Origin of the sequence: Phaeodactylibacter sp., assembly GCF_022763345.1 — a bacterium.
GTDB lineage: Bacteria > Bacteroidota > Bacteroidia > Chitinophagales > Saprospiraceae > Phaeodactylibacter.
This window is the reverse complement of record NZ_JALEGS010000051.1, coordinates 1-11,306: the sequence shown is the minus strand read 5'-3', so window position 1 is coordinate 11,306 and position 11,306 is coordinate 1. Positions and strand designations below refer to the sequence as shown.

The 11,306-nt window shown below is 50.3% G+C and carries 10 protein-coding genes; 3 read left to right on the top strand and 7 right to left on the bottom strand.

The window, feature by feature from the left end:
- The coding region (locus tag MRY86_RS14615) for a gliding motility-associated C-terminal domain-containing protein (protein WP_293571591.1) at positions 1-455 on the top strand (455 nt) is incomplete at its 5' end.
- A gap of 57 nt (positions 456-512) precedes the next feature.
- Here the strand turns inward: MRY86_RS14615 and MRY86_RS14610 are convergent.
- On the bottom strand, positions 513-1,052 hold the full coding sequence (locus MRY86_RS14610; protein WP_293571589.1) for an NUDIX hydrolase: 540 nt from the start codon (positions 1,050-1,052) through the stop codon (positions 513-515).
- A gap of 49 nt (positions 1,053-1,101) precedes the next feature.
- Here MRY86_RS14610 and MRY86_RS14605 point away from each other — a divergent pair, with 49 nt between their 5' ends.
- Positions 1,102-1,644, top strand: coding sequence for a DinB family protein (locus tag MRY86_RS14605; RefSeq protein WP_293571587.1), 543 nt, complete (start codon positions 1,102-1,104; stop codon positions 1,642-1,644).
- Here MRY86_RS14605 and MRY86_RS14600 read toward each other — a convergent pair.
- Positions 1,641-2,969, bottom strand: a complete 1,329-nt coding sequence (locus MRY86_RS14600) for a nucleoside transporter C-terminal domain-containing protein (RefSeq protein ID WP_293571585.1) — start codon at positions 2,967-2,969, stop codon at positions 1,641-1,643. The genes MRY86_RS14605 and MRY86_RS14600 overlap by 4 nt on opposite strands.
- A gap of 102 nt (positions 2,970-3,071) precedes the next feature.
- Between MRY86_RS14600 and MRY86_RS14595 the strand changes: the two genes are divergently transcribed.
- Positions 3,072-3,740, top strand: a complete 669-nt coding sequence (locus MRY86_RS14595; protein WP_293566781.1) for an AAA family ATPase — start codon at positions 3,072-3,074, stop codon at positions 3,738-3,740.
- Between the two features lie 108 nt (positions 3,741-3,848).
- On the opposite strand, the gene MRY86_RS14590 is transcribed toward MRY86_RS14595, so the two are convergent.
- From MRY86_RS14590 to MRY86_RS14570, 5 genes are all read right to left on the bottom strand, one after another.
- A complete protein-coding gene (locus tag MRY86_RS14590) occupies positions 3,849-7,439 on the bottom strand; it encodes a glycosyl hydrolase-related protein (RefSeq protein WP_293566780.1) in 3,591 nt (1,196 codons plus the stop codon).
- A gap of 38 nt (positions 7,440-7,477) precedes the next feature.
- Positions 7,478-8,497 (bottom strand): LacI family DNA-binding transcriptional regulator, encoded by a 1,020-nt coding sequence (locus MRY86_RS14585; protein ID WP_293566779.1) that lies wholly within the window; start codon positions 8,495-8,497, stop codon positions 7,478-7,480.
- A 457-nt stretch (positions 8,498-8,954) separates the two neighbouring features.
- Positions 8,955-9,425, bottom strand: a complete 471-nt coding sequence (locus tag MRY86_RS14580) for an SRPBCC domain-containing protein (protein WP_293566778.1) — start codon at positions 9,423-9,425, stop codon at positions 8,955-8,957.
- 65 nt (positions 9,426-9,490) lie between these two features.
- On the bottom strand, positions 9,491-10,213 hold the full coding sequence (locus MRY86_RS14575; protein ID WP_293566777.1) for a hypothetical protein: 723 nt from the start codon (positions 10,211-10,213) through the stop codon (positions 9,491-9,493).
- A gap of 142 nt (positions 10,214-10,355) precedes the next feature.
- A complete protein-coding gene (locus MRY86_RS14570) occupies positions 10,356-11,180 on the bottom strand; it encodes a hypothetical protein (RefSeq protein ID WP_293566776.1) in 825 nt (274 codons plus the stop codon).
- Positions 11,181-11,306: the final 126 nt, after the last annotated feature.

The following is an 11,306-nucleotide window of genomic DNA, read 5'->3' as shown; positions in this document are numbered from 1 at the left end:
CCGTACTTTACCAGGATTCCACTACGGCTACGCCACTGGCCAGCGGGCTTGGGCTCGATACCATTCAGACGCAAATCTTCCCTAGCGGGCTACATACCTTCCAGGTGGAAATCACCACGCCCGATGGCTGTTCCTATTTCGCCACCGTGCAGGGGGATTTCAAGGAAATTGTCGTTGCAGTGCCCAATACCTTTACCCCTAACCGGGACGGTACGAATGACTTTTTCAACTTCGTGGCACAGGCCAATATTGAGGACCTGGAGGTACTGGAATTCAAGGTCTACAACCGCTGGGGACAGCTGGTATACGACAACGAAAGACCGGCTGATGGCTGGGATGGCAATGTTGACGGCACGGAGCAGCCCACCGAGGTCTACTTCTACCTCATCCGGATTGCCCGTCCGAACGGATTTGAGCTGGGCACCTTCCAGGGGGATGTGACCCTGATCCGGTAACGGAAAACAGAAGCTGCAGAAGCGCCATTGAGGACAATCTACCTCAATGGCGCTTTTTTATTTGAGCACCACGGCGGCACGCATAAGGCCCGCGATAGACATAAGGTCCGTTATTCCCCCCCGGTAAACCATTTGCAGTGCCTCCTCAAAGGGCAGCCGCTTCACCCTCAGGTCTTCCGTGTCTTCGGGTTGAGCCTGTCCCTGTGTCAGTTGCCGGGCGATGTAGATTTTCCCAGCCTCATCGGTTACGGAATTGGAAGTATGAAAATCAAGGATGTGCTCCCACTGCTCCGCCCGCAATCCAGTTTCCTCCAGGAGTTCCCGCTTTGCGCTTTCCAGGGGAGATTCCGCACCGATGGGGCAGCCGCCTTCAGGAATCTCCCAACTGTATTGCTCAAGGGTATAACGGTACTGCCCTACAAGCCAGGTATAGCCTTCCTCATCAATAGGCACAATGCCTATAGCTTCATTTTTGAAATGGACGAGCCCGTAAATCCCATCTGTACCGGTAGGTGTAATGACTTTGCGGTGCGTCACCTGAATCCAGGGGTTGTCATAGACTTCTTCATTAGAGAGCGTAGTCCAGGGGTTCTTCATGCTTTTTGTACAAAGATATGCGTATCTTCCCTGAATCAAACCACGAGACATGACAAAAGCAGCGACCCTCCATCAACTAGACCGGCTGGACCAGGAATTATCCGCCCTGTTCAGAAAGTTGGAATCCTACGATGATACCCGGCTCAACCATCGACCGGCGGATGGCGGGTGGACCGTCCTGCAAGTCCTCCATCATTTGATTTTGGCAGAGACCGCCTCCCTGGGCTATGTCCAAAAGAAGCTTAGTTTCAATCCCACTTTGGAGAAAGCCGGGGCAAAAGCGGCGTGGCGGCTGTTTGTGGTGGACTTCTACTTCCGAATGCCAACCAAGTTCAAAGCGCCAAAGGGCGTGGACCGGTCAGCGCTACCGGATGAGTCAGATTTTGCATCGACCCGTAAGCAATGGGAAACGCAGCGGCAGGCGCTAAGGCATTACCTGTCTCACCTTCCAGAAGAACGGTTTGACCGCGAGCTTTACAAGCACCCCTTCGCGGGTAAAATGACCTTACGGCAAATGCTGAAATTTTTTGGCATGCACATCAAACGCCACCAAAAGCAAATCAACCGGGTATTAAAGGAAGCGGAAGCTTAGAACAATGCCCCCGCAATAGCAGCCGTAAGGAAACAAGCCACCGTACCGCCTATCAATGCTTTGATGCCAAATTCGGTGAGGGTTTTGCGCTGGCCCGGTGCGATGGCTCCGATGCCGCCAATCTGAATACCTATGGAAGCGAAATTGGCGAAACCACAAAGCGCGTACGTCGTGATCAGCAGTGACTTGTAAGACATTTGATCCTTAAGCCCTTCCATTGCAGCGTAGGCGAAGAACTCATTGAGAGTCGTTTTGAGCCCCAGCAACTGCCCGACTACCAGGACATCCTCAGAAGCAACACCCAGCAACCACGCTATGGGCGCAAAAAGCAGCCCCAGTACATACTCCAGATTAAAGCCCTTGAAACGGCCATCCGTCTGTTGCTGTACAATTTCATTGAGCCCGGTGGGCCCACCGATCCAGTTGATGAAAATATAATTGAGCATGGCAATAAATGCGGTAAACACCAGCAGCATAGCCCCTACATTGATCGCCAGCTTCAGCCCGTCTGTGGTGCCACGTGAGATGGCGTCGAGCAGATTGCTGCCTACCTCCTGCTTAGGGATATCCAGCTTTTGGTGCTCCAGATCGACTTTTTCGGTGGAAGGGAAGAGCATCTTGGCTGCCACAATCGCAGCAGGTGCGGAGATAATAGAAGCCGTGAGCAAGTGGGTGGCGAACATCTGCTTGGCTACCGGGTCAGAACCACCAAGAAAGCCCACATAGGCGGCAAATACCCCACCCGCAATTGTAGCCATCCCCCCAGTCATCAGGCAGAGGATTTCCGACTTATTCATGTCCTCCAGGTAGGGTTTGATGACCAATGGCGCTTCGGTTTGCCCGATAAAAACGTTTGCGGCAGCGGCCAAACTTTCTGCACCTGTCAGGCGCATGGTTTTGGTCATCACCCAGGCGAACCCCTTGATAATCACCTGTAAAATACCGAGGTAGTATAGTACGGAAGACAGGGCTGAAAAGAAAATAATGGTAGGCAGTACCTTAAAAGCAAAAATGTACCCCACTTCAAAGAGCTCCCCGTCAGCGGCACCTGGCAGTTCTACGAAATCGGGCCAGTTGCCCAGTACGAAATCCGCACCGGCATCTGTAAAGTCAAGGACGACCACAAAAAAGCTGGCCACCAGATCAAAGGCTTTTTTGACAAACGGGACCTTCAGAATAGCCACAGCAAGAACGACTTGCATACCAATTCCAATACCCACCAGCCGCCAGTCAATGGCACGGCGGTTGGCACTGAGTAAATAGCAGATGCCCAGTAATGCAACGACGCCCAGTCCGCCGCGTAGTAGCCCAATGAAAAACTCCATACTTGCCCTGTTGGTTTGAACGGTTCCAAAAGTAAGAAAACTTGGTGATCATCCCGGTTTGCTGCACAATATTTATACTTTTGCCCAAACAGCATTATTGTCATGGCAAAACCTCTGATCATTGGCATTACGGGCGGTAGCGGGTCGGGCAAGACGACTTTCATCCGCCGGCTCAAGGAGCGGTTCTCGGATCACCAGATTTGTGTGGTCTCCCAGGATGACTATTACCGGCCTCGGGAAGAACAGCAGCAGGATGACAAGGGCATCCACAATTTTGACCTCCCGGAATCCATTGATGAGATGGCTTTTGCCCGTGATATTGAGCGCCTGATTGAGGGGCAGCCCGTAAAACGGCAGGAATACACCTTCAATAACGAGCTCGCAAAGCCTAAAATGTTGACCTTCAGCCCAGCCCCTATCCTCTTGGTAGAAGGCATTTTTATTTATTACTTCCATGAAATCCGCCGCTTGTTTGACATCCGCATTTTCCTGCATGCCAAGGAGAACCTCAAAGTCATCCGGCGCATCAAACGGGATCAGATCGAACGCAACTACCCTCTGGAGGACGTGCTCTACCGGTACGAGCACCATGTGCTGCCCACCTTTGAAAAATACATTCAGCCTTACATGGACGAGGCAGACATCATCATCAACAACAACCTCCACTTCGACCGGGGGCTGGAAATGCTCACCGGTTACCTGCACCACTACCTGGACTTCGGACGGGAGAAGTTCAACTTCAAGCAAGAGAAAAAAGATAACGCGCAATAAGTGAGATTTGGGGCTTAACCGGTAACCCCTCCCTGCCCGAGGTGCATGCGCTAAGAGCCATTCAACACGCAAATGTGGCGAAACCTTTGCAAATCTTCCCTTAACGGGCTAATCCTCCAGGCTCAACCGGAAGGTCTCAATCGCATGTTTCCCCAGTTTCAGCCCTGGCCCGGTGGGTTGGGGGTGCTCTTCAATGATATTGGTATGCTCAACTGCTCCGATCCTGAAAAAAGAGGCGACACGAGCTTCCGTATCTTTTCCACCCCATTCGTACATCCGCAAAATGACATGATCGGAATCTTCGGCTTTTTTTATGGCCGAGACCATCACATTTTCCGCATCAACAGAAAAGAAGCTGAGCTTTTCGGGCAGGCCGGCGCGGACTGACCGGTCAGGGTAAATGATGGCCTGCAACGGTTCGTTCTTTTGCTTGGCGACCCGTTGGCCCTCACGGCTGCCCGCTGGGCTGGAAGTCAGGACATGGTGGAAGTCGTGGTGCCCGGCCTGGGAGTACTCATTGCCTTCTCCGTGACAGGATACGCGGCTGGCCAAAAGCAGGTGCTGCAACAGCGGGCGCGCCCTATTTTGCCCGGTAGGATCTATCCAATCGGCTGCCGCCACTGAGGAACTCAGCGTAACAGACATTTCCGCATCCGTAGCTGCTATCCAGTCGATAACCGCGCGTGGGTGCACGTCCTTGCAGAGTGGCGTATAGCGCTCCCCGGCCGTTTTGATCTCATCTTTGCCTACCCGCACCCGGCCAAAGGGTACTTCATAGGATACCTCTGCGCTATCCATATGGAGTGGGAAGGCCGTCCTGAATTCCCGGAATAATGCCCCGGACCAATTGCGGAGGGCAGTGTCAAAGTACAGGCGTTTCAATTTGTGGTAGAGCGTAACTTCCTGTTGGACAACAGCATGCTGGATTTTCTGCTCCAGCCGATACCGGGTATAGACCGGCCCGTTTTCTATCATTGCCCAGTCCGCCCCGTGCACACTGACCTGATCGAAACCGGTCAGATCCGGCTGCTGAATGTCCCCAAATTCACCGGCTCCATTGCCTACCGATTGCAGCGTAAAAACCTCTCCGGGCTTAAAGCGGGAGCTATCGAATAAATCGCGCCCCAAGGCTTTGTCCTGCACCTGCTGAATGCCGCCCGGCCTAAAATCCACCCGGTAAAAGGCGTTTTCGTATACGGACGTAGTGGCCGATTGGGGCATATCGCCCACCGCAGGCTTTTTATCGCGGAGGTAGTACGTGGCATAGCCTACTGCCGGGACTTCTTCGGCAATAAAAGTGAGGCCGGCGCTTTTGAGGCTGCCATCTTCGTGATAGGCTTCGTTGCAGGTTTGAACGGCCACCTCCTGCCCATCAGCTGAAAAGACCGCAATCTGCCTGAACTGCCCCATCGCAAAGTGGATGTCGACTGTTACCGGGTCGGTGCGGGCCCAGGAAAGGCTATTGAACAGGATGAGCGGAATGCCCTGTCCCTGCCTGGTTTGGATGTGCCGGGCGATAAATGCCGTGCTCTCGCGGAGCAGCCCCTCCCCCATCACCCTGGATTTTACCAGGTTCTCCTTGAACAGGTTATCGGTAATATCACCATCGTGGCCGCCCCACCCATGATCGGGGTAAATTTTGGCCTGCCAGGCTTCGTCAAACCTATCGTAGGGATAGGGCATCCGCTCCGGGCTCAGCAGGTTGGCGATGGTGTAGAATTTTTCCGCTGCCGGCAGTAACTTTGAAGCTTCCCGGCTGGCAGTCAGTGCCTCCCGGTGGCCGGGGCCATGGATGTAAACCCATACGTTGGGGCGCTCGCCCATGATGGTATCCAACTTTTTGGCCATTTGTGCCGCACGGGGCATGAATTCGTCCATCGTCATCAACTCCATCTCGGGCAGGTATACCGGCTGTGCCCCACCATCCGCCCGCTTCAGGGAATCGAAGCCATTCCAGGTATTGATCAGGTCAGTATAATCAATGGCCGGCAGCATGTCCTGACTGGACAGCAGGGGCGCTTGTACCGCACTCCCTTCGAATCGGTCTGCCCAGTACCGGACCTGCGATGCCCCGTACTTCAGTTGCTGGTCCATGCTTTTGGACAGGTAGAGCAGATCGTTGCCATAGTGCCCGGGGGAGTAGGTAAAAACCGAGCTGCCATCCGGGCTCGCCCAATGGAACATCCCTTTGGCATGACGGCTGATGACCATGTAGTCTACTCCTGCCTTTTTGAGAATCTGCGGTGTTTGCAGAGACTTGCCTGGCACATCCACATTCCAATAGACCTTGGAGTCATAGCCCCCGAAGGTCTTTTTCACCCATTTTTTGCCGAGGTAGAGTTGCCGGACCTGGTCTTCGGCATCGTACATGTCTTCGTAAGGGCAATTGTAAGTCGCACCAACGGAAATCAGCTTCCGGTTCAGGAGGGTGGTCAGTTTTTCCTGGGATTCCGGGTGGCGCTCCAGGTATTCGCGCAACATCAGCCCGTCTTCGATATCAAAACCATAATCTTCCCGGACGAAGGCATCCTGGAGAACAGGCGTCAGCAGCAGCGTATCCCGCAGGATGATGCACACCTCCGGGCGATCGACCCAGGCGATGTCCTGATGGCTGGAATTCATCAGAGACACCTGCCCTTTTTCGTACTTGCGGTCAAAAAAGTCGCTGTAGACTTCAAAAAACTCCGGACGGTAGAGTTTGGCCAAAGTAGCCCTCCACCCCTGTTGATAGTCCGTCTTGTGGTGATAAACAAAATTACCTTTTAGGTCGGTAGCGGTTAACCTACCGTCCTGATGCTCAAACCGAAGCGCCATTTCTATATCCCCGCAGGTTACAGAGAAGCTACGCTTTGGCGGCTTGATGGCAAAAGCAGCACTTGAGAAATTGCCTATAGGCTTTAAAACCTGGGTGGCACTCTGTTTTCCATCACTGACCAGGTAAAGAGGCTTCCCGGCGAAGTGGGCAGGAGCGTCCACGAAAAGCTGGCCGTCCCGTTCTCTGATAGCGAAGGCCGCCTCACTTTCTACAGACCGGCGCAAGCGCTCCACCACATCATCCGCTTTAAAAATCATGAACCAGGCATTGGCATGCTTCCGATGCCCGACAAAACGAAGACGGGCTTTCGCCCCTTTAGCCAGTAATCCTGTCGGGACTGTTAGCCGGAACAGGCCGAGCCCATCGCCATTGGCATCCCGGTGGGTCAGGAGGAATTCGGCCTGGGCCTGATCGGGATTTTCAGAAACCCTAAGCGTACCATCCTCATTGGCCTGAAAGGTCAGCAGCCGGGTTCCATTGAGGTAGACAGCGAATGGATGCCGCTGATTGAGGTCGATATCGCTCAAAAAGGCGAAAGTGGCTGTTTCCGGCTTGAAATCTGTAGGGACTGTGCCGGTCAGGAGTTCAAATCCCATCTCACCTGTAGTCGCCCGGGCAATCATGGACAAATTGACATCCTCCCGAAGCGAAGGATAAGTGAAGAACTCAGCGCCGGAAAGCATTTCGCTATAGCCTTCCAGGTCGCTCCGACAGCGCTGATACAACTGATAGTTGACATTCAATTCCTGAAGGTGCCCTTGCCCATTGCCCCCGTGGTCGAAGGCTGATGCCGGAACGTGCCCATCACCTGCCCAGGCTGTGGCCAGCCCGCACAGGAAAAAGCAGATATGGTAAAAGGTATGAAATGAGTTGTACTTGATCATACGAATACTGATTTGAGCGGCCCCACTGAATCAGGTGCTTATGCCCCGCAGGATTTACGGATGAGAAGCTGGGTGGGCAGGACCCGCTGCTTGTCCATGCCCGCCCCTTTACGGCCTATTTCATGCACCAGGATTTCCACCGCCAAACGCCCGATATCCTCCACCGGCTGCTGATTGGCAGTGATGGGCGGCTCTACCAGGTCGAACGCCCCAAGCTCATCAAAACTGATCAGGGCGACCTCACCGGGCACCTTTACGCCCAGTGCCTTCAAAGCTCTAAGGCCCGATGCAGCCAGGTAGTGGGTCGTAAAAACCAGCCCATCTACGGCCCGGGGCCCATGCAACATACTCCGGATAGCTTCCTTCATTTCTGATTCATACTCAAATGGAGAAAGCAGCTTCACCGTTTTCGCACCGTCCTCCAGGCCGGCATCCCGAAGGGCCTTTTCGTAGCCCAGCTGCCGCTGATGCATAGCCTCCAGCCCGCTTTCTATGCTGACCAGCCCAATACGCTGACGCCCCTGTTTCAACAAATGCCGGGTCATCTGCGCTGTGCCCCTCCGGTTATCGACAATCACATAATTGGTGGCCAGGTCCGGGTAGTGGCGGTCGATCAGCACAAATGGGTACTTCGAGCGGTTCAGTTCCTCGATGTCTTCCTGATTCTTTTGGGTGGAAGCAATGATGAGCCCGTCCACCTGCCGGTTGAGCATGGAGTAAATCAGCTGCTTCTCGGTCGCCGGGTCTTCGTTGGAACTGCTAAAGACTACATTATACCCCAGTGCTTTCGCCTTCCGCTCGACGTGGTGCGCAATCGTAGCGTAAAAGATATCCGAGATATTTGGCACAATCAGCCCGATCGTCTCACTTTTACCCAGGCTTAGCCCTCTCGCCATTTGGTTGGGCTGATAGTGATGCGCCCGGGCGTAGGCCCAGACCCGCTTCTGCGTTTCCTTGCTGATCTTGTTTTCATCTCCTTTGTTGTTGAGCACCATGGATACGGCGGTCTTGGAGAGGTTCAATGCTTCTGCTATATCTTTGAGGAAGATTTTTTTCATGAAAACTAAACCGGTTTAGCTATTTGATAAAAATAGGTAAACTTCTCTTGTTTTCAAAACGTAGTTTCAATTTTGCTTTTTTATGAACTTGAACAGGCCACTACCACAACCGCTCCACCTTAAACGTCCATACACATGAGTTGGGCGGATTGGACCACAGTGCCCATCTATGCGATTTCTGGAGTAAAGTGGTTACCAACGACTCACCACCTCAATGGATGTTGCTAGATTTTTATCATCCCGGGGATCAATAGCCGTCTTTTCCGGGTAGAGCTGCAAGAATCAAAGCAAAAACTGGGACTAAACTTCTTTTTATTGCAACGGTAATTCTCCAGATGATCCTTAATTATCAACAAATCGACTATACCGACGACGAAGCAGTTTGAGACCAAATACGACTTCGTGTCGGCATACCTGTGCGTACCGGCATACTTGTGCGTCGGATGTACGCCCAAACCTATCCGTTCCGAGTATATCCGTAAATCGACTCCACACGCTCCTTGAGCTGTGTGTTGAATTTTTCGTACATGGATTTCATGTGTTTCTTGCTCAGTAAATTTACAAGCTTGCTATGTTTTCCATGAATACCGTCTTCTTGTTTGAACAGGGTAGCCCCGCTCTCGGTGGGTTCCAGTGTATAGATATGATTGTCTATGAATCCATGTGAGGTAAGTTCACCAGACCACCCGAATTTTTTCCCTTCCTCATATTCTGTGCAAACGCGTTCAAATTCCAACACTTCCCCGTTTAGTGGATTTTTGAAATAGACTTTGAAGCTTTCTCCTTTCACTAGTTGGTCTACGGATATCCCAACAAATGAAGAACTCCATTCTTTCAACTTTTTCCAATCCGTCAAAACGCTCCACACTTCTTCAGTTGTGGCATTGATTTCTATTGCTGTAAAAACGGTGTTTTTTGGGGTTTCCATAGGCTTGTCGTATCAAAAGTTGAATTATTTTTGGATTCCACTCCTCCTGCATTGAACAGATGGTTTCAAAAATGATATCCAACGGAAACTGCATAACGAAAGGTCCAGTACCAGAAATTGATTGCTGCTTCGGAGCTATTGAGTTCGATTTCCCTGAAATTTCCTGCAATCCCAAAATTTTGGCTTAAAGCATCGGATAACCTGGCAAGCTCGTCATTGCTTAGGGTACTACTGGAATTAAATCGAATCCAATTGGGGGCATAGCCCAAGCCTCCAAACTCAAAATCAATGAGCCAATTATTTAGTTTGATTTGATAGCCCACCAGAGCTCCAAAATTAAGAGACCTAAAATCTGTTTCTATCCTGGTATTAAGATTAGTGCTGTTGTTTCCAAATTGCAGGTCAGAGGAAAAATCTACACTATTATACCGAACAAAGCCTCCTGCATAAAAGCCATGTGGTGGAACAAGATCACAATCACAGAAGTCAATATAGCGACGCACTTCTGCTAAGAAATAGCGATTTTTAATATCTCGATTTAAAAAACTTAAGTCAGCATCTGAGTTTAATACAAAATCGGATTGATTACCCCTCAAATTGGCCCCAATTCCTGCGACAATACTCAAATTTGGTTGTATGAAACGCTCATAAGAGATTTCACTTGTGGCACTCACAAGGGGAGGCACAATATTAAATCTTATCGCATTCTTCCTTTGGCGTGCTTCGTCGGATTGACTGTAAGCAACGGAAGTAGCTAAACATAGCAGAAGCAAAAGCGATTTTTTCATTTAACTTTATTTAGATATACGCAATACGAAGTGGTTTGCGACATCGGAGCAAGCCACTTCTCAGCGTAAATGCTGACAATGAGTAGGTTTGCTGTGGCAAACCACTTAATCGTCAGTATATTGCCAATAAGTCCTCTTCACTTTAAAATGAGAAAATGGAATATCCAATGGCAAGACCTAGCCAAGGCCTGGCATGATAATCCCAATTGTTTTTATTTTCTCCGAGTGCAAAGTCAAATCCGCCCGTCAGGCCCACCGTGAAATTTTGGTAGGAGTGAACGAAACCCAAGCCAGTTGATATCAGCGCTGACTTTTCTTCAATGGTTTGCTGATTCTCATCTACGAAATCAAACTCTAATTGCTCCGTACCAAATAAAATCCCCAAGGTGTTTTTCTTCTCTATTTCTGTATTGCCTATTTCTGTCTTTCTTGTAAACTTTGAGGTCCCCCACGAATATCCCCCAAATACGCCAAGGTTAGCATCGGTGGAGAATTCAACATCGTTACGTCCAAACCTTACTTTGAGAGGAATCGTAATTGCTTTAAATGAATAATGGTTGAATTTGATCTTTACGGACTGCCTGTTCTCCAGTGTGTAATAGTATACTTGCTCCCTATCAATATAGGTTTTCCTTTGCTCGTCATAAACGAGAAACGGATTGACAAAAAGTTTATCCGATTCCTCCTTTTCACCAAACCTCACACTTGACAAAAGCCCCCTTTGGGTTGATGCCAATTCTTTTATTGTGCTATTGATTTCTTCCCCATCGGTTTGAAGGTAAAGGGTATCCGTCTGCTTAATCACCTTACCATTTATATCCAAATGTCTTTGTTTATTGGATAGCTCATATTTGACTTTAAATATTTTTGTATTCGGATCTTGTGCTTTTAAGTAACTTCCAGAATACAAGAATACCAGCACCAAACAGGAATGGGCGATTTCTTTAGCGGACCACTTAATTTTCATGTTTTTCATTGATTCAACTACATTACAAACTTAGACTATGTTGGGAATTCGCTTTTGGAGCGAATTTAGTCAAATTTCATTCTGAACGAGGCACGATGAAGGAGCATAGCCTAAGCTAAGTGACTG